The sequence below is a fragment of the Alteromonas marina genome, assembly GCF_000808575.1.
Classification (GTDB): Bacteria; Pseudomonadota; Gammaproteobacteria; order Enterobacterales; family Alteromonadaceae; genus Alteromonas; species Alteromonas marina_A.
In genome coordinates, this window is record NZ_JWLW01000006.1 from 1 (window position 1) to 26,526 (window position 26,526).

General features: G+C 44.7%; 20 protein-coding genes. 8 read left to right on the plus strand and 12 right to left on the minus strand.

All coding sequences use genetic code 11. The features are described 5' to 3' along the window. The first annotated feature begins 421 nt into the window (after nt 1-421). Nucleotides 422-1,570, plus strand: coding sequence for an iron-containing alcohol dehydrogenase (locus tag RJ41_RS03790; protein WP_039217142.1), 1,149 nt, complete (start codon nt 422-424; stop codon nt 1,568-1,570). Here the strand turns inward: RJ41_RS03790 and RJ41_RS03795 are convergent. The 7 genes from RJ41_RS03795 to RJ41_RS03825 all read right to left on the minus strand — a co-directional run bounded on the left by RJ41_RS03795 (nt 1,567) and on the right by RJ41_RS03825 (nt 9,171). Continuing rightward, a complete protein-coding gene (locus RJ41_RS03795) occupies nt 1,567-2,334 on the minus strand; it encodes a 3-keto-disaccharide hydrolase (RefSeq protein WP_039217143.1) in 768 nt (255 codons plus the stop codon). The genes RJ41_RS03790 and RJ41_RS03795 overlap by 4 nt on opposite strands. 65 nt (nt 2,335-2,399) lie before the next feature. Then, nucleotides 2,400-3,017 (minus strand): gluconate 2-dehydrogenase subunit 3 family protein, encoded by a 618-nt coding sequence (locus RJ41_RS03800; RefSeq protein WP_039217145.1) that lies wholly within the window; start codon nt 3,015-3,017, stop codon nt 2,400-2,402. Continuing rightward, the gene (locus RJ41_RS03805) at nt 3,017-4,702 is read right to left on the minus strand and encodes a GMC oxidoreductase (RefSeq protein ID WP_014997055.1); all 1,686 of its coding nucleotides are present in this window, start codon (nt 4,700-4,702) and stop codon (nt 3,017-3,019) included. The genes RJ41_RS03800 and RJ41_RS03805 overlap by 1 nt, the downstream gene beginning before the upstream one ends. A gap of 44 nt (nt 4,703-4,746) precedes the next feature. Then, nucleotides 4,747-5,676 (minus strand): hydroxypyruvate isomerase family protein, encoded by a 930-nt coding sequence (locus tag RJ41_RS03810; protein WP_039217152.1) that lies wholly within the window; start codon nt 5,674-5,676, stop codon nt 4,747-4,749. Beyond that, the gene (locus RJ41_RS03815) at nt 5,669-6,886 is read right to left on the minus strand and encodes a nucleoside permease (protein ID WP_039217154.1); all 1,218 of its coding nucleotides are present in this window, start codon (nt 6,884-6,886) and stop codon (nt 5,669-5,671) included. Before RJ41_RS03815 ends, RJ41_RS03810 begins: the two co-directional genes overlap by 8 nt. A gap of 26 nt (nt 6,887-6,912) precedes the next feature. Further along, nucleotides 6,913-7,980 (minus strand): sugar phosphate isomerase/epimerase family protein, encoded by a 1,068-nt coding sequence (locus RJ41_RS03820; RefSeq protein ID WP_039217156.1) that lies wholly within the window; start codon nt 7,978-7,980, stop codon nt 6,913-6,915. Between the two features lie 36 nt (nt 7,981-8,016). Continuing rightward, nucleotides 8,017-9,171, minus strand: coding sequence for a Gfo/Idh/MocA family protein (locus RJ41_RS03825; protein ID WP_039217159.1), 1,155 nt, complete (start codon nt 9,169-9,171; stop codon nt 8,017-8,019). A 376-nt stretch (nt 9,172-9,547) separates the two neighbouring features. Between RJ41_RS03825 and RJ41_RS03830 the strand changes: the two genes are divergently transcribed. The 3 genes from RJ41_RS03830 to RJ41_RS03840 all read left to right on the plus strand — a co-directional run bounded on the left by RJ41_RS03830 (nt 9,548) and on the right by RJ41_RS03840 (nt 11,948). Then, nucleotides 9,548-10,552, plus strand: a complete 1,005-nt coding sequence (locus RJ41_RS03830) for a LacI family DNA-binding transcriptional regulator (protein WP_039217162.1) — start codon at nt 9,548-9,550, stop codon at nt 10,550-10,552. Between the two features lie 54 nt (nt 10,553-10,606). Continuing rightward, on the plus strand, nt 10,607-11,560 hold the full coding sequence (locus RJ41_RS03835) for a sugar phosphate isomerase/epimerase family protein (RefSeq protein WP_039217164.1): 954 nt from the start codon (nt 10,607-10,609) through the stop codon (nt 11,558-11,560). A gap of 64 nt (nt 11,561-11,624) precedes the next feature. Continuing rightward, nucleotides 11,625-11,948, plus strand: a complete 324-nt coding sequence (locus RJ41_RS03840) for a DUF3392 family protein (protein WP_014947959.1) — start codon at nt 11,625-11,627, stop codon at nt 11,946-11,948. An 18-nt stretch (nt 11,949-11,966) separates the two neighbouring features. On the opposite strand, the gene RJ41_RS03845 is transcribed toward RJ41_RS03840, so the two are convergent. Then, on the minus strand, nt 11,967-15,809 hold the full coding sequence (locus RJ41_RS03845) for a hybrid sensor histidine kinase/response regulator transcription factor (protein WP_039217185.1): 3,843 nt from the start codon (nt 15,807-15,809) through the stop codon (nt 11,967-11,969). Nucleotides 15,810-15,887: 78 nt separating this feature from the next. Between RJ41_RS03845 and RJ41_RS19145 the strand changes: the two genes are divergently transcribed. Further along, nucleotides 15,888-16,043, plus strand: coding sequence for a hypothetical protein (locus tag RJ41_RS19145; protein WP_014997047.1), 156 nt, complete (start codon nt 15,888-15,890; stop codon nt 16,041-16,043). 3 nt (nt 16,044-16,046) lie between these two features. Here RJ41_RS19145 and RJ41_RS03850 read toward each other — a convergent pair whose 3' ends face one another. Further along, complete coding sequence (locus RJ41_RS03850) at nt 16,047-16,565, minus strand: HAD family hydrolase (RefSeq protein WP_039217188.1); 519 nt, start codon at nt 16,563-16,565, stop codon at nt 16,047-16,049. Nucleotides 16,566-16,846: 281 nt separating this feature from the next. Here RJ41_RS03850 and RJ41_RS03855 point away from each other — a divergent pair, with 281 nt between their 5' ends. Together RJ41_RS03855 and RJ41_RS03860 are read left to right on the plus strand one after the other, a co-directional pair. After that, nucleotides 16,847-17,740 carry a DMT family transporter gene (locus RJ41_RS03855; RefSeq protein ID WP_039217192.1) on the plus strand — a complete coding sequence of 298 codons (894 nt, stop codon included), beginning with the start codon at nt 16,847-16,849 and terminating at the stop codon, nt 17,738-17,740. A 159-nt stretch (nt 17,741-17,899) separates the two neighbouring features. Beyond that, nucleotides 17,900-19,699 carry a GGDEF domain-containing protein gene (locus RJ41_RS03860; protein ID WP_039217195.1) on the plus strand — a complete coding sequence of 600 codons (1,800 nt, stop codon included), beginning with the start codon at nt 17,900-17,902 and terminating at the stop codon, nt 19,697-19,699. A gap of 71 nt (nt 19,700-19,770) precedes the next feature. On the opposite strand, the gene RJ41_RS03865 is transcribed toward RJ41_RS03860, so the two are convergent. From RJ41_RS03865 to RJ41_RS03875, 3 genes are all read right to left on the minus strand, one after another. Beyond that, the gene (locus RJ41_RS03865) at nt 19,771-21,294 is read right to left on the minus strand and encodes a trehalase family glycosidase (RefSeq protein ID WP_039217198.1); all 1,524 of its coding nucleotides are present in this window, start codon (nt 21,292-21,294) and stop codon (nt 19,771-19,773) included. Between the two features lie 2 nt (nt 21,295-21,296). Next, nucleotides 21,297-22,535, minus strand: coding sequence for an MFS transporter (locus tag RJ41_RS03870; protein WP_240485724.1), 1,239 nt, complete (start codon nt 22,533-22,535; stop codon nt 21,297-21,299). 167 nt (nt 22,536-22,702) lie between these two features. Then, complete coding sequence (locus tag RJ41_RS03875; protein ID WP_039217201.1) at nt 22,703-23,737, minus strand: LacI family DNA-binding transcriptional regulator; 1,035 nt, start codon at nt 23,735-23,737, stop codon at nt 22,703-22,705. Between the two features lie 306 nt (nt 23,738-24,043). On the opposite strand from RJ41_RS03875, the gene RJ41_RS03880 reads away from it, so the two are divergent. Next, nucleotides 24,044-26,302: a TonB-dependent receptor gene (locus tag RJ41_RS03880; protein WP_039217204.1), complete on the plus strand. Its 2,259-nt coding sequence runs from the start codon at nt 24,044-24,046 to the stop codon at nt 26,300-26,302. Nucleotides 26,303-26,526: the final 224 nt, after the last annotated feature.

The window sequence follows — 26,526 nt, forward strand, 5'->3', positions numbered from 1 at the left end:
ACATTCACTAGAAGCTTTGCTTCTTAGTGACTCACCCTGTTCGAGTGAGGTGCGCATTATACGCTGGAAGTTTTTGTTGTCAACACTTTTTGAAAATTTATTTTCTGAAGCGTTTCTTCTAAACTCCCGTCTTTACTGGCCTATAAAGGTAGTAGAGACTTACTTCAGGAGGCTTGCTGTTTTGCTTTTCCCCCGAAGCGGATGCGCATTTTAGGGAAATGAGCGCTCACGTCAACAAGTATTTTAAAAAAATCCTTATTTTTCGATCGTTTGCATAAACAATGTGCAATACGTTCATAAAAACCACTAATTCACCGCGCTTTTCACGATCTATAAGGTTAGTTAATTGGTAAGTCACGCTGTGTACTATAAATTAATAGAACAGTATTTGAACGTGTACGTGGATTATTGAGGGGTTTGCATGAAGGTTTCTGAATTTAAAACCGCTGGAAAACTCATAACGGGTCTTGGCGCTATTAAAGCCCTCACGGATGAAATGGCGAGATTATCCATAAAGGAATGTGCCATCGTTACTGACAAGGGCGTTTCTTCATCTGGTCTTCTTGACCAACTACTCACACTATTACCCTCTTCACCCTTACTTATTATTGATGACATTCCACCAGAGCCTGAAGTGAATATCATAGAAGATAAGTTAGCGATACTTCGTGAGAAGCAAGTAGACGGAATTATTGCTCTTGGTGGAGGTAGCGCTATTGATAGTGCAAAAGTACTTGCAGCTACATACGATCATACTGGCCCCCTCAGTGAACTCTTCGGAGAAAATACGCTTTCGAAACGTCGTTTGCCTCTTATTGTTATCCCCACTACCGCCGGTACAGGTTCAGAAGTTACCAATATTGCTATCTTGTCAGATCCGATAGCACAGATGAAAAAAGGAATTGTTAGTCACTGCCTGCTACCCGATGTTGCGATTGTTGCACCGGAGATGACAAAAACATGCCCACAGTCCATTACAGCAGCAAGCGGTATAGACGCATTCGTTCACGCGCTTGAAGCCTATATAAGTGTAAATGCCAGCCCAATTACCGACGCATTAGCAGAGAAAGCACTGAAGCTTATCTTTAATTCATTACTTCACGCTTATAATAACGGTGAGAACTTATCAGCACGTGAAGATATGGCCACCGGCAGTTTAATGGCCGGTCTTGCGTTTGGAAACGCGGGCGTGGGGGCAGTACATGCCTTAGCTTATCCACTAGGGGGACGGTTTCATCTGTCACATGGCATGAGTAACGCTGTAATGCTACCTCATGTATTGAAAGTAAATGCGCCGTTCTGCCAAGACAAACTTTATTGTGTGGCTAAGCTTTTAAAGGTATGTGAGCGCCACCACTCAAAAGAGGAAGCTATTAAACTGTTATTAGTTGCTATAGAAAAACTGTGTCGCGACGTAGGCATTCCCGCTTCACTCACCCACTTTAATATTCCACCTTCTTGTGTAGGGGAGTTAGCAGAAGAGGCGAGTAAAGTAACTCGCCTTCTTCGCAATAATCCCAAGCAATTGAGTATTGAAGAGATTGAAGATATCTATCGGCTAGCTTTTTAAAGTGGTCTTACCCACATATTCTTAAAGCTTACTAAGTTACCGTGATCTTGTAATTGAAGCGGTGCGCATCCGTGAGCTTTGTACTTAGGCGCACCGATCCATTCTGTTGTACCTTGAATTTCCGTATGGTTCTGAACCACTACGCCGTTATGTATTACCGTAACATAGCCTCTCGTTGCTAGTTCTTCACCGTTAAAGGTTGGTGCTTTATATATGATGTCGTAGGTTTGCCATTCGCCAGGCGCCTTCATAGCGTTAACTAAAGGAATGGTTTGTTTATAAACACTTGCCGCTTGACCATTGGGATAGGTCTTATTCTGATATGAATCCAAGACTTGAATTTCATATCGCTGCTGCAGGAAGATACCGCTGTTATTGCGCTGCTGTCCTTCCATTCCCGCTTCTGGCTGCGGCGCTTTCCACTCTACGTGCAACTGTACATCACAAAACTCTGCTTTCGTTTTGATATCGCCTGTTCCCGGCTTCACAGTTAGTACACCGTTTTCCAGCGTCCACTTAGCATCACCTTCCTTTACTGAAGTCCAGTTAGACAGGTCATCACCAATTAAAGAAATGGCATCAGAGGGCACGCCTGCCTTATCAAAAGAAACCACTTCAGGAACAGGCTCCCATACTTCCGTTTTAGCAGCCTGCTGTTCGCGGGTTAAACGCGATTCGCTTTTTTCAGTTTGTGCATCTGCTGTAGCACATGCAGAAAGTGGCATGAGCAAAGCCACTGTTGAAGCGACGAATGTTCTATTCATAGTGTCAGTACCTTGTTTTATCCGTTATATAACTGTGTTGTGTTTGGCAGCTCGACAGCGCAGGCTCAAGTGGCCCACGCTTTATCGCCCTTCTTGTAAGGGAATGCACCGTCGTAGCGTCCAGGAATAGCCACATAACGAAGCACTTTAGTCGCGCCAACTTGAGACGTGAAAAAGCAATAAAGTGTTAGCTGTTTTAATAGCGTAAAGTAGTGAGGGGTTGGCTCATCGGTACCTGGCTCCCACTGACTTGGCTTTCCTGTTTCAACGCCTTGATAAACACCGTTAGCAAGGTTCGCCGCTTTCGCTTCTACATCCAGGTCGTTAAATAAAGTCTCTCGTTCTTGCTTGGTAAGCTGAACAAATTGTTTGTTGAAACGACTTTGACTTAACGAAGATATTTTCTTAATGCCATCAAGAAAGGTCTTCTGAAGCAAAGGTGTGTAGCAATCGGTTACCAGCACAGCCATTGTGGCACCAACGTTAGCCGCTTTTGCTCCAGGCGTGTCAGTTTGAGGAATGATCACTTCACCCATTTCATTCAGCGAGGCCACATCTTTTTCATTAAACAATGTGTCGCTAAGCGGTACAGCAGGCACATCTGTGTAAGCAAGCACATTACCTGCGAACAATGCTGTGCCTGTAGCAGTGGCTATGAGCTTAAGTAGTTCTCGGCGTTCCATTATAGATTTCCTCGCTTTAACTCTTCTACGGCAAAGTCTGCGGCTCTTGCCGTTAATGCCATGTAGGTCAGTGAAGGGTTAACACAGCTGGCCGATGTCATTGCCGCACCATCGGTCACAAATACGTTCGGTGCATCCCACACTTGGTTATGCGCATTAAGCACAGAGCTTTTTGGGTCTCTTCCCATACGCGCGGTGCCCATTTCATGAATGCCCATGCCAGGTGCGTAGTCAGCATCCCAGCCTTGAACATTTTTAAGGCCAGCCGCTTCAAACATCTCAATCGCGTCTTGCTGCATGTCCTTGCGCATCTTAAGCTCGTTTTCTTTAATCTCGACATCCATTGCGAGTACTGGTAAGCCCCATTTGTCGGTGACTTTTTTGTTCAAGTACACTTTGTTCTCGTGATACGGAAGAATTTCACCGAACGCTGTCATGCCTATTGTCCATGGACCAGGCTCGGTTATCGCATCTTTAAGCCCAGCACCTATACCAAGCTCAGCTATGTCTTTGCGCCAACCTGAACGGCTTGCGCCGCCTTGATAACCAAATCCACGCAGGTAGTCTCGTTTATCACTTCCCCAGTTTCTAAACCTTGGCACATAGAAGCCACTCGGCCTGCGACCGTAGGTATATTTGTCGTCAAAACCTTCAACTTCAGCTGAAGCACCGACTCTAAAGTGGTGATCCATAACGTTGTGACCCAACTCGCCGCTGCTGCTTCCTAAGCCACCGTCCCATACGTCTGTGGCAGAGTTCATCAGTACCCACGCCGAGTTAAGTGCTGACGCATTTACAAAGATGATCTTGCTTTTAAATACATAGGTCTCGTTGGTTTCTGCATCGATAATTTCAACGCCAGTCGCGCGCTTCTTGTCTTTGTCGAACAAGATCTCTTTTACTATCGAGAAAGGTCGAAGGGTTAAGTTACCTGTTTTAACCGCAGCCGGAAGCGTAGAGGCTTGTGTACTAAAGTAGCCACCGAAGGGGCAACCCAACCAACACTTATTGCGGTATTGGCAATGAACACGCCCTTCTTCAGGCTTGCTTTGTGTCATGTTTGAAGTGCGGCCATGTACCATGTGACGCGCGCCTTCATAGGCCTTTTTCACCCGCGCCGCGACACTTTCCTCTACAATATTCATTGGCATTGGCGGCTGGTAAACGCCATCAGGCAATACATCTAAGCCGTCGCGATTACCGCTGATACCTGCGAATTTTTCTACATAATCGTACCATGGCGCCAAATCTTCATAGCGAATGGGCCAGTCGACCGCAATGCCTTCTTTAGCATTGGCTTCGAAATCTTCTTTATTCAAACGATAGCTTTGACGCCCCCACAACAGTGAGCGCCCACCCACGTGGTAGCCTCTGTACCAGTCGAAGCGCTTGTCTTCGGTATAAGGATTTTCTTTTTCATTTGCCCACATGCCGTACGTTTTTTCATTTAGCGGGTAATCACGCTTAAGCACAGGGTAGTCAACTTTCATAGCCTGAGTAGGCAGATCTCGGTGAGGAAAATCCCAATCCTCTTTATGCGCATTTTTATAATCTTTAATATGCTCGATATTTTGGCCACGTTCTAACATGAGCACTTTTAGGCCCTTTTCAGTTAGCTCCTTAGCAGCCCAACCGCCACTGATACCAGATCCAATAACTATTGCATCATATTCGTTACTCGCCATAACACGTCCTTAAAACTTAATTCGTCGCTGTGCCTGTTCGCACGTTACACATCACAGATATGGATCGCTTGTTGTAGCGACGCTATTCTGTTGGCTTTGGTTTTCGGTGTGGGTATAAACTCTTGTGCTAAGTAGCCTTTAAATCCGGTCTCGACAATGGCTTTAGCTATTGCTTCATAATTGAGTTCTTGAGAAGCATCTATTTCGTGACGCCCAGGTACGCCGGCCGTATGGTAATGGCCAAAGTACTGATAGTTATCTCGAATAGTTCGGATGATATCCCCCTCATTAATTTGCATGTGGTAGATATCGTAAAGTAGTGAGAAGTGCTTAGAGCCTAGGCGTTTGCAAAGCTCTATTCCCCATGCAGAATTGTCGGCCATGTAATCAGGGTGGTCGACTTTACTGTTAAACAGCTCCATGAAAATCACTACATTGCGTTTTTCAGCATGAGGTAAAATGCGTTTTAACCCTTTAACCGCATTTTCCAGTCCGTCTTCTCGTGACATGCCTCGGGCATTGCCGCTAAAGCAGATAAGGTTTGTATAACCTGCATCAGCGACCAAATCGATGTGCTTTATATAACGCGCTTCTAGTTCATCGTGGAGCTCACTGTGAATGAAGCCGTCTTCAAGACTTATCTCGGCGCCGTTACACATAGAAGAGTCGATGCCGTACTGCTTTAGCACAGGCCAATCTTCAGGGCCTACCAAGTCAATGGCTCCAAACCCTAAATCCTTAACGGTTTGACACAACTCTTCAATGCTTAAATCGCCGTAGGTCCATCTGCTTACTGAGTGATTTACATTACCTTTAAGTGGCGTATTCACAGTATTACTACTGTTCGTTCCTTTTGTGCTCGCTACGGCGGGCATGGCAGTAACTAAACTAGCAGCAGCCAACCCTGTTCCGGCAATACCGGCTCCTGTCATTGCCATACTCTGAAGTAACTTTCTGCGGGTAATGTTATGCATCTGCATCCACCTTCTCTTTTCTGAACAGAATGGCGAATAGCACTAACACAACCGCGGCAAACCCTGCTGGGAATAACCAAACATGCTGCCAACTATGCGCACCTGTTTCCATCGTGTAGGTATCGGTAATTGCGCCAGCAACCGCGAAACCCACCAGCATACCTACGCCATATGTCGCTAAGGTAATTAGCCCCTGCGCTGCACTTTTTACGTTTTCTCCCGCCTTTGCATTGGTATAGATTTGCCCTGATACAAAGAAGAAGTCGTAACAAATACCGTGCAGTGCAATACCAACAATAAGCATGAACAAGCCTTCGTCAGCGTTTCCGAATGCGAACAGTGCATAACGTACAACCCACGCTGCCATGCCTATCACTAACGTGGCTTTAATGCCGAAACGGTTCAAAAATACCGGCAGGGCCAACATGAACAATACTTCGGAAACTTGACCTAGTGTCATTTTGCCCGTTGCATTTTCAACGCCTATTTCAGTAAGGAATGGGTTCGCATTCTGGTAGTAAAACGCCAGTGGAATACAAATAAGTACAGATGAAAGAAAGAATACAAAGAAGTTTTTGTCTTTTAACAGTGCCAACGCGTCCAAGCCAAGAATGTCGCGAATAGTTACCGCTTTACCGCTAGATTGAGGTGGCGTGTTTGGCAGTGTAAAACTGAATACGCCCAACATTAGCGAGGCAACGCTGCACAATAAGAACGTGTTTTTGAGCATACCATCGGCAATAGACTGGGCAGAATCCCATGAGAAGACATAGCTAATCATAAGGCCTGCCACAATCCAGCCGATAGTGCCCCACACACGAACTTTTCCGAACTCTTTGGATGGGTCAACCATTTGCCCGAATGACACTGAGTTAACCAAAGCAAGCGTAGGCATGTACGCAATCATGTATGCCAACACATAAGGGTAAAAGCTGGCGAAATCATTCGCTTGGTACATACAGTACATAAGCACGGCGCCAACAATGTGTAGTAAGCCGAGGATCTTTTCTGCATTAAAGAATCGGTCAGCAATAAGGCCCACTATAAAAGGGGCAATGATGGCGCCCCAACTTTGGGTTGAGAAGGCCATGCCAATTTGCCCACCATTGGCAGACAAGGTATTCGATAAATACGTGCCTAATGTTACAAACCAGCCTCCCCAAATGAAGAACTGAAGGAACATCATCAAACTAAGGCGTAGGGTTATCATAGTTATTGTTATCCTATTGATGGCGCTTAGCGCTCAAGGCCTAAAATACGATTATTCTTCGCTTCACTAACCTCTCCACCAGCAAAGTCGTCAAACGCATATTTGCTTGGCTCGATAATGTGTGAAGCGATAAACGGTGCACCTTCTGCTGCGCCTTGCGCACTGTCTTTTAAGCAGCATTCCCACTCAAGTACCGCCCAACCTGTGAAGCCATACTGGGTAAGCTTGCTGAAAATACCTTTGAAGTCGACTTGGCCGTCGCCAAGGGAACGAAAACGTCCCGCGCGGTCTTGCCAGTCTTGATAGCCGCCGTACACACCGTTTCTACCGTTCGGATTGAACTCAGCGTCTTTAACGTGAAACATTTTGATCCGGCTGTGGTAGCGGTCGATGAAGTCAAGGTAGTCAAGCTGCTGTAAAACAAAGTGACTTGGATCGAAAAGAATATTTGCTCGTGGGTGGTTATCTACAGCTTTTAAAAACTGTTCGAACGAAGCGCCATCGTGCAAGTCTTCCCCGGGGTGAATTTCGTAACATACGTCAACACCCGCATCGTCGAATGCATCGAGAATGGGTTTCCAACGCTTGGCTAATTCAGCAAAGCCTTGCTCGACCAAGCCAGCAGGACGCTGAGGCCACGGGTAAACCAAGTGCCACATTAATGCACCTGAAAAGGTAGCGTGAGCTTTCAATCCCAAGCGCTTACTGGCAATAGCCGCACATTTAAGCTGATTAATTGCCCATTCGGTTCGCTCTTGTGGCTTGCCGTGTAAATGCGCCGGCGCAAAGTTATCGAATAACTCGTCGTAAGCGGGATGAACCGCCACTAGCTGACCTTGTAAGTGCGTCGATAGTTCAGTAATTTCTACGCCAGCGTCTTTGCAAATTTTAGCGATGTTGTCGCAGTACTCTTGGCTCTCAGCTGCTTTTTCTAAATCAAACAGACTAGGATCGGTAGGTACCTGTATTCCCTTGTAACCAAGCGACGCTGCCCACTTCGCCATATTTTCGAGCGTATCGAACGGCGCTTCTTTTCCCATGAACTGAGCAAGGAAGATAGCAGGCCCTTTTATAGGTTGTTGATTAGTAGCCATAAGCGCTCACCTTTTTCGTTGTATGTTTTAATTGCATTACTGCGTTCCTTCCTGACTGACCGACTCCCATTTGGTGTCGCTGTCAGTACTGGCAAGCATGGCATCGATAAATACCATTCCGCGTATGCCTGAATTTATTCCTGGAACGCCATCAGCTTTGCCTTTTTGATTCGCGCGTACCGCTTTAGCAAAATCGGTATACAAATTTGCCATTGCTTCTAAGTAGCCCTCTGGGTGGCCAGCTGGAACACGACAACGTGCAGATGCAGCATCACATAACCCAACTTGACCCTGGCCGGCTCTAAACACTTGATAAGGGGCATCAACAGGGAGATAGATAACAGAGTTCGGCTCCATTTGACGCCACTCTAAACCGCCTTTGTCACCGTAGACACGGATCTTCAACGCGTTTTCTTCACCAGCACATACCTGCGAAGCAATCAGCACGCCCGACGCACCCTTCTTAGTTTTAATAAGCGCGGCGCCGTCGTCATCTAATCGGCGTCCTTCAACATGGGTGTTTAACTCGCCACATAGCGAGGTAACACTGTCGTTTAATACAAACTCAACAAGTCCAAAGGCATGAGTGCCGATGTCGCCCATTGCGCCCGTTGCGCCAGAAATTGCTGGATCGGTACGCCACTGCGCTTGCTTATTGTGCGTTTCTTCTTCGCCAGACAACCAGCCTTGCGGATACTCAACATACACTTTTCGAATTTTGCCCAGCTTACCGCTTTCAACGAGATGACGTGCTTGCCAAACCATAGGATAACCAAGGTAGGTATGAGCCAAGCCGTATAGCGATTCACTGGCGTGAATAACATCTTGAAGCTCTTTTACTTCTGCAAAGCTAACGCCTGCTGGTTTTTCACAGAAAACATGAAAGCCCGCCTTAATTGCGGCAAGTGAAATAGGTACGTGAAGATGATTAGGCGTTACGATAACCACAACCTGCATGCGCTGCTGCTCAGGTAATTTGGCTTCTTCTTCTAACATTGACTGCCAGCTATCGTATGTGCGCGATGTTGATACGTTCAATGCAGCAGCAGTACGCGTATTATTTTCTTCGTTGCGGCTAAATGCGCCACACACCAACTGGTAGTTCCCATCTAACCCTGCGGCATGACGATGCACGGCACCGATAAACGCGCCTTCCCCGCCTCCGATCATTCCCATTCGAATTGGTTGCATTGAAATTCCTCTGAGTGCAAACGCACTATTGGTGTTACTAATGCCACAAAATGTAACCCGTTACATTTTAATGGTCAATACAAAAAACAGCATTTTATTAATCTAAAGTTTACAAATAGCGAGGTAATACCGGGGCTTTACTACCTTTAACCGCCTATTCCTGCACCAAATTTGAACATAACACTAGCTCAAATTTACATAAATCCTACAAATAACCTTTGACGTTTTAATGAAAGTGCGTATTCTTTTGCTTAAAATGAAAACGGTTACATATTAATTTCACGTAAATTTTGAATTCGCTACCATCGTATAGACCACACCTCTACTGGGTTAGGTTTACAATGCGCGAGTGAATTAACAAACAACAATAACGTAAATGGCAAATATTAGAGATGTAGCAGATAGTGCCGGCGTGTCGGTCGCTACCGTATCAAGAACATTGCAACAACCTGAGCGTGTTTCTCCTAAAACGCGCAATAAGGTGATGGCCGCTGTTCAGGCAGTTGGATATAAACCTAACTTAATGGCAGTTAAGTTTCGTTCGGGAAAAACGCACAATTTAGTGGTACTGGTGCCTACGGTAGCGAACGTATTTTTTGCCCGTGTTATTAGCGGTATGCAGGAAGCGGCAGCCGAACTGGGCTATTCCATTTTACTTGCCAATACGCTTGGTAATAGTGAAATAGAATGCCATTACGCCAAGATGGTAAGTACTTCTCAGGCTGATGGGCTTATACAGTTACGTGCGCACAACCCATTTGATGCCACGATGATCAACGACAATGGCCTACTTCCCATGGTGAATGCCTGTGAGGTGATTGACGATGGCCAGTATCCTGTTGTGTCGTTAGACAACCGTGCTGCAGCCAAAGCAATGACCGAGCACTTAATTTCATTAGGCCATACCCGTATAGCCATGATCAAAGGACCTAATTCAAGTCCGCTTACCCAAGAACGCTTGGTTGGATATAAAGACGCATTAGCGCAAGCCAATATTGCCTTTGATGAGAGCTTGTTGTTCCCGGGGGATTTTACATTACAGGCCGGATACAACGCAGGGGAAACCATTAGTCACCTTGAAAGTAGACCCACCGCCGTATTTTGTGAGAACGACGAAACGGCTATTGGTGCCATGCAAGCCTTCAAGCAAGCCAACCTACATGTTCCTAATGACATATCGGTGGCAGGTTTCGATGACATTGCGTTTTCAGCATTTGTCGACCCACCGTTAACCACTATTGCCCAACCCGCAGAAGAGTTTGGCAGAACGGCAGTTACGCTACTGGTGGACTTACTCAACGGAAAAATTCGCAAGGCCCCCAAGGTTATTATGCCGTTTGAACTTATTGTGCGCGAGAGCACGGGCAAAGCTTTGGGTTAATTGATGATAGCGATGCGTCATCACCAATGTACCACTACAGAAAAGGAGCAAGCAGTGAATTTAAGTAAAACAAACTTAAGTAAAACAGCAATTTTAGACGCGGCCAGTAATATTGGCTCTGGCGTTTCAAGACGACAGTTCATTAAATATTCGTCTGGATTACTGGCGGCTATGAGCGCTCCTGCTGTTTTGGCACGTACTAGTTCGGTTCAGGGGCATGGCAGTGATAAAGGAGCTATGATGAAGGGCATGCATAAGAGTGCTGTTGGTCTGCAGCTTTACACGCTTAGAGATATTATGAAAGTAAGTGTGCCGGCTACGCTTAAACTGGTCGCTGATGTTGGTTATTCGGAAATGGAATTTGCAGGCTACTTCGACCACAGCGCAAAGGAAATTAAGCAACTTCTTGATGACAATGGCCTTACTGCGCCTTCGGCTCATATTCAGTTAGACGCGTTCGATACTAACCTGTCACAAATTTTAGATGACGCACAAACCGTTGGTCACAAGTACTTGGTAGTTCCTTGGCTTAGCGAAGCCCAACGTGGTACGGGCATTGCGCCATACCAAGCCCTTGCCGATAAGCTAAATACCATTGGTGAAGCGTGTAAGAAGGAAGGTATTACTCTTGCCTACCACAACCACGATTTTGAATTTGAAGTACGTGACGGTAAAACACCATTAGACGTGCTTATAACTCAGACCGACCCAGACCTTGTTGCCATGGAACTGGATTTATACTGGACGGTAAAAGCAGGTAAAAACCCCGTTGATTACTTTAAGCAGTACCCAGGCCGCTTTAAACTTTGGCATGTAAAAGATTTGGCTGAAGACGGCAGCTTTGCTGATGTGGGCACAGGCACCATTAACTTTAAAGAGATATTCGCGCACGGCAAGTTAGCCGGTATTGAACATAAATTTGTAGAGCGCGATCAAACCACCGACCGCATTGCCACTATTGAACAAGGTTTTAAAGCAGTAAGCGCACTTAATAAAGGCGTTAGCTAACGCTTTTGACCTTGCCGTGGTTATAATGGGCACACAGTAACAACATCATAATAGTAGTAATTTTATGAGTGAACTTTTCAGTGCCCTTTCTCGCGCCCTAAGCCCCTATTACACCGAAATGAGCATTATGCTTATGGCCACTATTTTAGTGGTGTACGGCGACCTGATTAACGGCCATGTGAAACGCATACTGGCACCTTACCATTTCACCATTCGCGTTAGTTTGTTTGTAGTGCTGTGTGCCTTTGGCTATGGTGCACTAACCTTGTACGGCGCTCCGTTCTTAAAACACACCCTAGCCTACTTGCCCTGGCAGTACCAAGGCGCAGGCTATGTGGCATCGTTTCTATTGATTGGCTTTTTGGCGGAGCGACGTAGGTATATTTAGTACTGTCAGATCTTGTCTTTACGCTACTGTTTTATTGTACTGTTCCACAAACTTTTTGGGCGGTAAGTTCATGACCTTTTTAAAGGACGTTGAAAAGTAAGCCGCAGTGCCAAACCCTACGTCCAAACAGGTATCTAGAATGCTATTGCCCTCGAGTAATAACGGAATGGATTTTTCAATTCTAAAGCGTGAAAGAAACTCGCTGAAGTTGTAGTCAAACAACTCTGACATCCGTCGGTTCAAGCTTCTTGGGCTTATCAATAACTGCGAGGCTGCCTGATCTCTATTGAATGACTCATTGTGATAGTTCTTTTCCAATACAGCGATAAAATTTAAATAGAACGCCATATCCTTTTCGTTATCAAACTCGGGAATTTTCAGGCATCCGAATTTAAATGCTGGCTCTTCACTTTCCTCTTCTTCTCGTTCTTTTGCTTCTCTGACCGACAGCAAATGCTCAACCCTAAGAGTAATTTCCTCATTAGATGCAGGCTTTGCCAAGAAATAATCCACCTTCTCTTCTAATGCTGATTTTTCTAGTTCAGCCCCTGTTTCAGCGGTTAGCATAAGTATAGGGATGTTGGCATAGCTAGTATTACTGCGAATTGCTTTTGTTAAACTCAGTCCATCCATTTCGTGCATCATTTGATCGGTGATGACTAAATCGACCAAGTAGTGCTGCATGACATCTAACGCCTGAACACCATTTCTCGCGACTAGACAGCGATACTTGCTAGAAAACATATCAAACAAATAAGAGCGAAACTCTCTGCTATCATCAACAATTAATAGTGATTTTTTATTCGACTTAGCGTTTGCTGGTGACAATTTTTCAGCATGTGAATTTACGTATTCAATATCGTCAATGGGTAAAATGACGGTAACTTTTGTTCCAACACCTTTTTGACTCTCTAAAGCAATTTCTCCTTGGTTCAATTCAACTAAAGTTTTGACCATTGCTAAACCGATGCCAAGACCTTCGTTTTCGCCGCTCCCTTTGGTAAACCTTTCGAATACTTTATTTTGTAGATGGTCTTCGATTCCTTCTCCATCGTCACTTACGATAATTTTAAGCATTTTGCTATCTTGTGTAGCAACGACTTTTATCGTGCCAAGCTCTGGAGTGAACCTAATTGCGTTTTGAATTAAGTTTGCCAAGATTTTCTCTAAACTGTCATTGATAAGGGAAATCTCTTTTTTCCCCTTAATGCGCACCTCCAAGCTCTGTCTTTTCTGCTTAGCTAATGGCTCCAATGACAATGCGATAAACTTTATATTATCTGGAGAGTAAGACCTGTAGTAGTCGGCAGCTGCCGAAGCCTTAGGCACATCCTGACTCATTTGATTTACTAACTGCTCAACTCTCTTCATGTTGTCCTGAACGCAAATTAGTTCTTTACTCGCTAAATTGGACGTATGAGACATGTTTTCTAACGAACCGTTGATGAGTTGGATAGGTGTGCGAAGTTCGTGAGTGATTTCGTTAATGAATCGCTCTTTACTACGGAGCATTTTTTCAAATTTTGATTGCCCATCTGTTATTTCGTAGCGGGTAAGATGGTTGTAGGCTTTGGTTGTTTTGAATTTCTCATATAGCTTACTTAACACACCCACTCTCCATAGGCATAAAACCACTGCTAAGGTAACCAAATATATTGTATACCCAATATAAGAAGTCCAAATCGGTGGTTCTATTTGGAAGTGAATTGTCAGCTCTTTTGAAGGCTCTTTATCAGTTGGAATGCTTACTTTGAGGGTATGAGTACCAGTATTCATGTCACTCAATGTTAAATTCATCGCTGGTTTGTTATGAAAAACCCAAGCGTCGTCATCCAATTTAAATTCAATGCCCCTACTTTTATTGTAGAAATCACTGACAACAAAGTTAAACGTTACTTCCTTAAAACTTCTGTCGAATTTAAAGTCGAAAGACTCAGGAAAATAAACGATATGTTGTCCTTCTCCATCGCTCCACTGAACGTAACTAAGAACAGTCGACACATCCATAGCTGAAAACGTATTGAGACTTTCAATTAGCTTTTTCTCATCCAGTAAGTAACTATATTTATCTCCTTTGACTAGCACTTTCTCATTTAACTGTTCGAAGCTTTTGTACTCAAAGTCTGTATCAAATAGTCCAAATTGAATACCTACTTTAGAAGCTGACTCACTGTGATGGGGCTTAATAAAAAGGCCCATATTAGATGCAATCCAAAGGTGGTTTTCTTCAGTAACCATGGCTCCTCTAATAAATCTTAAGCTTTCTAGGCCTGAAATCGCCGAAGTACTCACAGAACCGCTTTTCTTATCTATTTCTTTTAATCCAGCACCTGATGTACATAGTAAATATTGTTCTTCTAACTCTATTAAACACTGGAGTCCAAACCAGTGGCCTTCTTCAGCAGTAATCGTTCGCCAATTAAATTTAGATAACTGAAAATGGACGTCATCAAACTCATCAAATGCAGCGAGCTCTCCACCGCTCAAGAGGACACTGTAGACAACTCTCTTAGGTGCTTTAATGATGTCTTGTATAGTGTTATCAACGACATAGTAGTAATTCGCCTCCTCTCCATCATCAAAGTAGAAATAAAAGGCGTTTTTACTCTCGATGATAGAGTGTGCGAAGCTACTCTTACAGAGTAATGAAGGACTAAGTTCTTTTAGCTGTAGAAAAATTTTCTCTTCTCTGGAAGTGCAAAAGTTTGTGTCCTTTTTTTCTGAGAATTTATTTACCAATTCTCCATTTCGCTCGTTTAGCGTAAAAAGGCCATTCTCAGTTCGAACAACTGTTTCGGTTTCGTTTGTTGATGTTTTCTGAATATTTTCTCTTAAAACACTACCTTTAAATGACACTAAATTTGTCACTACCTTTGTTTTAGGTAATGAAATTAAACCTAATTGAGATGAAGCAATTAAAATTGAATTGAAACGGCCTATTGCTATCTTGGTTATCGATCTAATCGATTCAGACGTAAGTATTGGATTCATGAAAGAAGGGGCCGAAAACTTCTCGCCTTCTAGCATTAATAAACGACCATCGGAAACCCAAATCTTTCCATCATCGTCTTTGACCACATCATGAATGAAAGTCCCGCTAATTCCTTCGGTTGGAATATAACGCTCCTTTCTACCTAAAATATATAATCCTTCTGTACCGCCAATATATAACTCGTTATCTATAACCTTAATGAAGGTTGCACTAGAAAGTAGTGGTAGTGTATCGACCAGCTTAAATTCTTGAGGGCTATTTTGAGTCCCTTCAATTGAAATATAACCTTTGTCGGAAGCAATATAGACATCGCTGTTGTTGGCAAAAAGAGAGTAAACACTGTTCAATTTAAAGGTTTTTAGTTGAGAATTTATACTCGTTGACCGCCCTGTTTTTCTATCTACTTTAATAACATCGTCAATTAATGAAAAATAAAGGTGCGTGGGTGTCATCGCCATACTCCAAACAGAGCTCGACCAATCACGCTCGCTGAACATTTTTTGCGACTTTTTGGTTTTTAAATTAACTTTAAAAACGCCCACTCCGTACTCAACAATCCACAGGTCAGAGTCATTCATATGAATATCAGAGATAATTCCCGTAGCCTGATCGAATGTATTGAACTCTAACTTCTCGGATTCATTTCCAATTACCTCAAATACACCGTTTTCAGCAGCTACATAGACTACTTTATCGGATACCTCCAAATCGCGAATAACACCTGAAGGAATCCCATCGAATGAAGTCACTCCTTCCAAATTAATACCAATTGCCTGGCTCAATTTTGGAATAATTAGCAAACAAAATAGAAGTATTGAGACACAAGCGTGGATTTTCAGCCGAAATTGATAAACTGTCTCAGTAAACATGTCTTACATCCCTGTCCAACTATTACTTTATGAATGCTCACTCGAGCTTGAGAATCAATGATATAAAAAGGAAAAGACATGAATATCGAACAAAAAACAAACATGCAAGAGCTTGCAGACGAAGAGTATACTAAAGTATATGGTGGAGCCATTTCATCAGCATTTAGTAAAGACTTTTACGTGATTTTGCCGATAGGACCTATAAAACCAAAGAAACCGGAAGTTAATGATTGATATCTAAACCAAAAACCACTTCATCCCAGCATTCTCGGCGGCTTGCTGGTCATAAATAAAGTCGCCTACATACAGGCAGTCTTCAGGTTGAAGCTGCCATGTGTTCGCCACTATCAATAATGCGGTTGGGTCGGGTTTGGCCGGGGCATCTTCACGGGTTAGCACGTAGTCGATGGGAATGCCGTTATTGGCTACCTTAATGGCGGTGGCTTGTCGGCAGTTGCGGGTAACGATTGCCATGGGGAGCTTGTGTGCCTGCACCTTTTCCACCATGGCTTTGCCAATGGGTAACCACTTCGCATTTTGCGCATCGTCAAGTTCGTGCTGCAATATAGCTCGGTGTGCATTCGCTTTGGCTTCGGCGCAGCTAAGGGCATTAACAAAGGTAAGAATATCTTCGTTTTGTGGGCAGCCTACGTCGGCGCGCATTTGCGTGAAGTTAAGGCTAGACTCTACCAAGGTGCCGTCTAAATCGAATATTACACCTTTAATGCCGGTTAAGTTCATCTGCTCTACGCTCACGCTTTTCTCGTCCTTTTACTTCACTGTTATTCTTAGAGTTTGGTTAACGCCCACTCAATTGAGTACAGCGCTTAACTTACTCACGAATCTTACCGCCGACATAATGCCACGAAAGCCTTTAGCCTTCCGTTACGTTTGCTTAAGGCTTCAATATATTTCGTTAAAAACTACTGATGTGATTTAAGTTTACCCCGCCCACACCTTGCATTAGCATAGCCGCTCTTTTTGGCAAGCTACTTATTTACCCCAGCATTTTGGGGCAAAGTTTTAACAGGTAATTTATGGGTGTTTTTGCTGCGCTAGGTACAGCGCTTTGTTGGGCAATTGCTGCGCGTTTATTCCGTGGAACGGGTAACGCATTTTCGCCACTCACCATGAACTTTTGGAAGGGGCTTATTTCTATTGCCATTTTGGCAGTGGTTTTAGTAGTAGTTCAGCCAACGGGGCTTAGTACTCATGCTGTTTTGTGGTTATTGCTTAGCGGGCTTATTGGTATAGGCATTGGCGACACCTGCTTTTTTAAAGCCTTGCAAAGCATTGGCGATAGCCAAGCGGTGCTGGTCGCCGAAACCCTTGCGCCTTTATTCACTGCCCTTTTTGCTATGGCGTTTATTGGCGAATGGATTACCTGGCAGCAGTGGGTTGGCGTTGCAGTAGTACTGTTTTCGGTAGATATGGTTATAAAGGTACGCAAACGCAGCACTACACACGTGTTTGCAACCAGTGGCTATTTGTATGGTGTGGGCGCGGCGTTATGTCAGGCGGTTGGCGCCGTAGTTAGCCGCGACATTTTAAGTGCCGGTGAAATTGACGCGGCCAGCGCTGCGTTCTTGCGATTAGTTGGCGGTATGGTATTTGTGGTGCCATTTATAGCCATAACCAAAACGCGCTACATGCCCGTTATTAACTACCAAAGCAACAGTGGAAAACGGGTATGGCCTGCTTTTGTGTTAGCCACGTTACTTGGCACTACTGCTGCTATTTACCTACAAATGTTTGCGTTTGCTTATGCGAAAGCGGCCGTGGTTCAAACCCTTATTGCTACAAGCGCATTAATGTCGCTAGGGGTTGCATGGGTACTTGGTGAACGGGCGACTAAGGCAACTATTGTATGGTCTGCCGTTGCCTTGGTTGGAGTAGCTATATTAGTTAGTTTTGGGTCGCCTACCCATTAGCAATGTAGGGTAAATACTTAACACGTGCCTATATAGCCCAACGTTTTAGAGAATAGTAGACGCATTAAGATACAAAAAATACGTAACTTTTAGGTGCCCCGTGTAGTAGTTCTGGGCTCAAATCGATATTATGAAGAAAAAACAAAAACGTTATTTCTCATGTTTCAAAGGTTATCTTTAACAGTATTCTCTTTTTTGAGCGTTGCGCTAGCTTCTTTTGCCGCGTTGGCAAACGACAACATCGATGCCGTTATCGAAAAGGTACGCACGCCTTCGTATGATTGCCCTAATCAGTCTCTACTTCCAGAGCTTGAAGACACACTTGCTCTTGAGTCGCTTACATCACAACAACGTTTTGCCTTAACCGTAGCCAAAGGGCAGTTTTTAATTTGCCGTGGTAAGTACGAAGAAGCTGAAACTATGCTGCTTAAAGCCATTATGCAAAGCAATATTGATGAAAGCTCTTATGCGTTTGCATCGGCTATTTATCAAATTGGCTTTTCTTATGACGCCAGAGAAAACCCTGCACGCTGTAAGTACTACCAACAAGCCCAAGAACTATCATCGCCCGAGCGCCACAGCGATATTTTTACCAGCTCTTCTTTAGGCCTAATTAACTACTGTTCAGAAACCACTTCACCTGAAATAAGATTAGGTAAGATGTTTGGTGTGCTTAAGCGTTATTCAAACGACGGCAGCCCCGGTGAGTTAGCGCATATTCACAACGCAATTGGTTTACTATATGGCGATTTAGAGCAACATGCCTTAGCAGCAGAGCAATATCTAAAAGCACATGAAATGGGCTTGCTTGTATATGAAGGCAGTAATAAGGTAAGTATTCTTATTAGTGCTATTGTATCGCTGTTAAGTAGCGGCCAAACTGAGCGCGCCTACCAAAGCATTCTAGAACTAGGTGTACTCAATAGCGAAATAGACACACCGCTAACCAACTTCTTGTATCAGTATGCACTGTCTATTTACTATAGAAAAACAGAAAACTACAACCGACTTACCTACACCCTTCCCGATTTAGAAAAAGCGTCTTCGAACATCTCGAGTTCGTTAGGCGAGCTTCTTGTTAACTGGCACAAAGCTGAGATTTGCTTATATGACAACGATCTCACCTGTATTAAGCAGTATATATCAGGTATTGAAGCGTTAAATGATGACGCGATACCACCGGTCTTTCGTTCAAATTTGGATTACCTTAGCTTCAACGTATCCATGTATATCGCACTGCAGGACTTAGCTAAGGCGAAAGAAGCGCACGAGATTTATTCTAAAGAAGTGACTAAGCGCCGTGAAGTTACTCAAGACTCGGCCTTAATTATTGGTGCAGCTAACTTGTATACCCGCATTTATGATTTGGAATCTGCGATTGAACAAGCGGAACAGCAACGAAAGAACACGCTGTATACCGCTATTGTTATTTTTCTTCTGGTAAGTGGTATTACTGGCTATGTACTTCGTAGAAAACACCTTGCGCGCAAAGCCATCGATCCCGTTACTCTGCTGCTTAATGCGAATTCGGCGATAGCCCGCATTAACAAGCTTGATGCGCCGAAAAAAGGCCGAGCCATTGCCATTGCTATCTTCGACATTAGTAACCTGCGTGAAATAACGCGGAAAATGGGGTCAACAAAAGGTGATTTAGTATTACGACAAATTGCACAAACTCTTCAAAATGTTACCCGCGGTAACGATATTTTAGGGCGATTTGGTACCGAGCAATTTATTTTATGTCTGCACAATATTGAAGAACGAAGTGCGCGACAGTTTTTCGACCGCGTACAGAGCGCGTTAGACAATACCTTTGAAAACGATGCCACTTCCGACCATATTGTGGTTGAGTCGCAGATGAGCGTATTTATCGCTAACGAGAAAATTACGGGACTAAACGACATACTCGATGATATTGCCATGTCGATTGATATGGGTAACCGCTCAGGGAACAATTAATATCTACACTACCAAAAAACGCGCGGCCCGTTGTTACGGTACCGCGCGTTTTTGTTTTAACCGAAGCTTGTTTACTGGTTCAGATATGTCTGAAAACGGGTATACACGCCATTGGTCCACCCGAAACCTAGCTGAACGTCGTATTCACCGCCGCCTGCTTTTATTTCCGGTTCACACACATTGTACTTTTCAAGTAGCACACCGCTTGATGCAAAGTGACGCTCAATGGTTTTACAAAAGCGCAGCATGATGGTTTGAGCCTGCATTTCAAACCCATAGTTGCGCAGCCCTTCAACGGCAAACAGTTGAAGCGGTGCCCAGCCATTTGGCGCATCCCATTGTTGCGACGTCGCGTTTGAAGTAGTTACCACGCCACCTTCTTTTAGCAAGGTGTTCATTACCGCAGCCCGCACTCCCTCTGCCTGTTGTTCATTTGCGATACCAACGAACAACGGCACACACATAGCCGCTGACACTACATCGGTTTGAGTTTGTGTGGGGAAGTGATAGTCAAAATAGCCTGCCTTTTCAGCATTAAACAAATAGGTGTTTATTGCGTTAATTCGCGCTGTAGATGCCGCACTGTAGCGCGCTTGCTCGGCACCTTTAGTCACGCTTGCCAAAGTCTGTTCAAGCGTTACTAAAAGCGCATTTAAATCTACGGGAATTATTTCAGTTGTACGAATACTTGCTAGTGAATTGGGATTAGCTAGCCAGCGCGAACTAAAGTCCCAACCCGATTCGCAAGCCGCGCGAACATGCTGGTAAAACTGACTTTTGTCAGCGCCTATGTGCTCTGCTGTTTCTATGTCTTCTCGATAAGACTCAGGGCGAGGCGTAGGCTCGGTGTCGAAGTAACGATTAAGTGTAGCGCCACACGGCATGGTAACCGTGCGCAGTTGTGCTACGCCCTTCTGTAACGCGTTCTCGCCCGCTTCATTCATCCAAAACTGGTATTCTTTCTTTAAGCCCCAGATAACGTATTCTTTTTGCTGGTCGCTTAATGCGTCTTTAAGCAAATTATAAAACAACGCCAAAATAGGAGGCTGACTGCGAGAGTAGTAATAGGCGCGGTTGCCATTAGGAATGCAGCCTACTTCATTTAAAATATCTACAAAGTTCACCAACATGTTAATTGCCATGTCGGTGCGCCCCGCGTCAATTAGACCCAACGCGGTAAAATATGTATCCCAGTAATAGATTTCGCGAAAGCGTCCACCCGGCACTATGTATGGGCGGGTTAGCGCTATCAAGCTGTCTTTCTGCTCAGTGTCGGGGGTACGCGTTAGCACCTGCCACATATGCTCAATATAATCGGCCACATTTTCAAACTTGGTTTGCGATGTTGCGCTAATCATTTCTGGAATATCGAAATGGGTATTAACAAACGTAGCTAAGTCTACTGCTTCGCCGCTTTTCTCAGCATCTAAACACGCTTGTTCATAGGCCGCTAAAACGGTATTGAGATCGGTTTTAACAATAGCGTCAGCGAAGGTTTTGCTGTCTGGGAATAGCTGTGCCATTTGCACATGTTTAAACAGGTCGCTGGCAAAAAACGACAAGCTGTCGCGCCAGTTGTGTGAAGAAGAACTCATAGTTACTGCGCACCTTTAGGCGATAGAGAAGAAGACGCTCGTTTAAAGAAGAATAGGGTTACCACTAATGCACCGATTGGAATAAGCGATAGATAAAATGCTTGTTGGCCCCCTACTGCGTCGAAAATAAATCCAGTCACAATAGAACCAGTGGTTCCCCCAAGAGCCGAAAATACAACAATTAGCCCTGTCATAGGTGCATGTTGATGTTGAGGTAGCGCGGTTAGCATTACCGAGTTTAATACGGGGTAAATAGGCGCCATCATCAATCCAATTAATGGAATAAGGAACGCAGCTATTGGTGCATCAACCCAGCTGGCTATTGTGCTGTCAGCCACGTTTTCGGCAAGCGGTAAGCTTAGTAGCATTACCGTAGCCATACCCGCCAAACAGATATTTAAGAAGGGATACCAGTTCATTCGCGTAAGTACTGCGCCCGCAGTTAAGCGCCCAACGGCCAGCGCTATCGCAAAGATACTGGTTATTTGAATGCTGACTTGAGTAGGTAAGCCCAGCACCTCTTTGTTAAAAGTTGGCAGCCACGAACCTATGCCCTGCTCTATTAACACGTATAAGAAAATAGAGAAGATAAACACCAGCACTATCGGCTTATAGGCCAATTTCAGCATGCTGAAGAACTCGCTTGCAAGGCCTTCTGATTGCGCTTTTTCCACAGGCTTTATAGGCGCCAATGCCACAACGATTAACGTAAAACCAACCAGCGCAGCTAGTAAGTAGTAAACGTTCAGCCAAGATAAAGAAGCGTCGTTATTGGGGTCGATAAACCCAGCGAACACCCAGTAGCCAGACAACACGCCCAACATAAAAATACCTTCAATGGTGTTCATTAACGATGAGTGCGCTTTAGTGGTAGACGACAGCTGACCAATAATGGCGTACACCGACACTTTCACTAGCGCAAATGCAGTACCTATGCAGGCAAACAACACTTTAATGAACCAGAAACTTGCGATAGAAGGCGTCAGCGCACAGGCAACGGCCACTAATGCTAACCCAAGTAGCATTGAAAGCTTGTAGCCAACTCTTGGAATGAAGCTGGCCACTAGGAACGAGACAGCAGCAATAGAAAGGTCTTTAAAGCCTTCTAATGTGCTTGCCTCTGGCTTACTAATGTCGAAGCTATTGATCGATTGCAGAATAACAGTACCCACACTGTTAAGTAGTATGGCAAATACGTAGTAGCTAATGGCAATGGCTGCAATGACCATGAATCGAGACATGTGTAAACACTCTGTTAACTGAATTATGCAGGAGTGTAGTCGTAAGAAAATAAAAATGCAAACGTTTGCAAAACACTATTATTTTTTCGTTAGAGCTTAATATCGACACCCTGTTACCGTTAAATAATAGCGTTTATGCAGTAAAAAGCTGATAAAAAAGCGAAATATTAGTCGCTGTGCTGCGTAGAGCGACGGGCAATTAAGGTTGTTTCCACTACCTGGCTTTCTGTAGGTTTGTTTTCAAACTGGTTTAATAGCTGCGTAACCATCTCTATTGCGGCTTGCTGAGTATTCTGACGCACTGTTGTTAACGACGGGTGCATGAGTTCAGCAAGTGAAATATCGTCGTACCCCACTATGCCAACATCGCTTGGAATACCAACGTAGCGCTCTTTAAGCGCTTTCAATGCGCCCAACGCTACCATGTCGCTTACGCATACGATCCCGTCGAAGTCTAAGCCATTCGCTTTTATGCGCTCGTTAATATATTGGTAAGCCGCTTTAGAGGTAATGTCTATAGCGCAAGTGCACTGCGCATCTATTGGCACGTTAGCGTCTTTATGTGCCTGCGCATACCCTTTGTGGCGCTCTTGCATTTCAGCGTGCTCAGAGTCACCTAAAAACAAGATGCGTTTAGCGCCGTGGCTTAGCAAATGCTGGGTTGCCGTGTAGCCGCCAAGATAGTTGTCGCCGCCAATGATAGGATACGGCGCTTCTGTTTTCGCATCGCCCCACACTACAATGGGAATGCCCGACTGTGCCGCTCGGTCGATTTTGGCCGTAGATTTGCCTTGTCCAATGACAATAATGCCGTCGGCACGCTGGCTACGAATAAAGTAGTTCGCCCAATCGTCAGATGCCATAAATGAGTTAGACAGCAGTAGCTCGTAGCCTTTGGCATTTAGCGCCTGATTTAGCTCTCCCACCAGCTTAAGCAGGAATGGGTCTGTGGTGCTTTGTTCGGTGTTGTCGATTAGATTTAGAATCACCGCTATCACGTGAGTTTTCTGCGTTCTTAAGCGGCTAGCGGCCGCGTTAATACTAAAATTGTGCTCTTTAGCTAGTGCCTGAATTCTGCTTCGGGTTTCCTGCTTAATAAGCGGGTTGTCTTTCAGTGCCCGTGATGCTGTCGATGTTGATACACCAGCAATATCAGCCAGCTTCGCTAAGGTGAGTTTTGTTTCAGAAACCAATGTGACCATTCTCTAATAATTTTCGGTATATCGGGTTACCCGTGATAGCACTACAAAATATAAGCGTAAAACCGCTACCTAAACCGGATAAATCGTCGACTCTACAGCCGAATTCACAATATAGCGCGAATCGTCTTGGCGTAAAACCATGTTAACAACAATAAACAAAAAATTTGCAAACGATTGCATTTTATTCTTGCAATCGTTTGCAAACAGATCTATTTTGTTTCGCAATCGTGATGCGTATAACAATTTTTAAACCTGTTTAACGCATTCAGTTAACAACGCAATAGAACATTTTCGGGAGCACACACCATGAAAACGTTGTTTACAAAAGGAATGCTGGCGAGTGCAGTAGCGGTAGCACTAACGCAGCCTGCCATGGCACAAGAAGACGTAAAACAACAAGCGAAAGACAACGCAGAGATCATTGTTGTCAGCGGTACGCCAGGCGGCGCAGGGATTAGAAAGATTGACGCAAGCTTCGCGGTAACCAACATCGACGCTAGCGACATTGAAAAATTGGCACCTAAGTCTACGGCCGATTTGTTTAAAGCCATTCCAGGTGTTTGGGTTGAAAGCTCAGGCGGTGAGTCGGGCGCGAACGTATTTGTACGTGGTTTCCCAGGTGGTGGCGATGCGCCGTTCTTAACGATTGCGCTTGAGAACTCTCCTATCTACCCTGCGCCTACGCTATCTTTCCTTGAGAACTCTCAGCTGTTTCGCATAGACGATACCATTGAAATGGTTGAAGGTTTACGCGGTGGTCCAAACCCAGTAGTGAGCAACGGTCAACCAGGCCTTACAACAAACTTCCGCCTTAAACGTGGTGGCGAGTCGACAGAAGCGTCAGCCAAGTACACTATTTCTGACTACGGTCTTAACCGCGTAGATGTTGTCGCGAGCGGCGCACTAGATGATGACTTGTACTACATGGTAGGTGGCTACATTAAGAGCTCAGAAGGTATTCGTGATGCCGGCTTTAACTCTGAGCAGGGTAACCAGTTCACCGTAAACATCACTAAAGTTTTCGAAAAAGGCGAGCTTAACCTTTATACCCGTCAAACTGACGATCGCGGTACTTGGTACTTACCTACACCTTTAAACGTTGAAGGTATCGACGCAAACTATACGCAAATTGGTCCATTGAATCGCCAAGGCACCATTACGTATGGCCCTAATGATACCACTGAGTCATTCGACTTTGGCGAAGGTCGTGGATGGGACGGTCACGTAAGTGGCGGTAGCATTAAGCTTGACTTAGGCAACGACTGGCAGCTAGTTGACCGCTTTAACCTTACCAAAGGTGAAGCCAATACTTTTGGTCTTGTACCGAATGGTTCTGCAACTACCGTTGCAAATGTTGCCGACAATGGCGAATCAGCCACTGGCGCAGTAACTGGCACAGTGTATGACGGTGATACGCCTATTCAGCAAATCGGCCGTTGGGTAGTACTTAAAGATATTGAAGCTTTCACTAACGACCTTGCTGTGTCGAAAAGCTGGGAAGACTTCGATACATCATTTGGTATTTACAGTGCATCAACCAAAGCTAATGACTGGTGGAGCATTGGTAACACGGCTTACCACGTGTTGCAGCCAGGCGGCGAATTGCTAGACGGGATCGAATGTAACACCGACGCACAAGGCTGCGATTGGAACTACGACATCAGCTCTGTAGGTGATGCAAGCACGTTCGCACTTTATGCAACGGGTACGTGGTACGCAACCACAGACCTGAGCATCGACTTAGGGCTACGCCGTGAAAATCACGAAGTGAACTATTCGGTAGATGAAGATCTTGACGGCAAAATAACTAAAGCACTTGAGTACGATGAAACCAAAACGTCGTGGACAGTAGGTGCAAACTACGCGCTAAATGACACTAGCGGTGTATTCGTTCGCATGAACCGAGGCTATAAAATGCCTTACTTCGACGATTTCAGAGACAACTGGGGTGCTTACACTGGTGGTAACGACCTAATTAAAGAAGTTACTCAGGGTGAACTTGGTTATAAGTTCATGAATGACAGCATTCAGTTCTTTGCAACTGCATTCGCTAACGAAGTAAAAGGCGATACGTTTGTACGCCGTCCGGGTGCGCCGGCTGAAATTCTTACTAACGAAGCGTACGGTTTAGAACTTGATGGTCGCTATAGCCACGATTCAGGCTTCTCATTAAGCGTTAATGCGACTATCCAAGAAACTGAAATTACTGCCAGCGCCAATAACGAAGGCAATGAATCTCAGCGCCAGCCGGGTTGGCAGGTACGTGTAACGCCTAGCTATGGCTTCGATATCGGCGATATGTATGCCACGGTATACGGAACACTATCAGCGGTTGATGATCGCTTTGGTAACAACGAAAACACGGTTGTACTAGAGGGCTACGAGAAAGTTGATGTAGGTTTAACGCTAGAGCCAACTGAGTCACTTCGCCTTCAGTTCTCTGTTGATAACCTGACTGACGAACAAGGTATTACCGAGGGTGACCCGCGTAATCCAGATTCACCAAACGGCCGCTACATTATGCCTCGTAGCATGAAGCTTAGCGTTTCTTACTTGTTCTTCTAAGAACAAAAAGCGCAACACCTAAAAATAAAGCCGGCCTTAGTGCCGGCTTTTTGTTGTTCGTTTCTCTCAATATATTTCGTTCAGGGTTTATGACGCTATTGCAGCCTTTTCTTGCCCCCTTTCTTGTGAGATTCTTCTTATATCCTGTCAGCGTTAATTCATCGACATTGGTCGTACTGTGCTTTAGCAAAACCAATTCTGTTTTACAGTGGTATATGCAACGA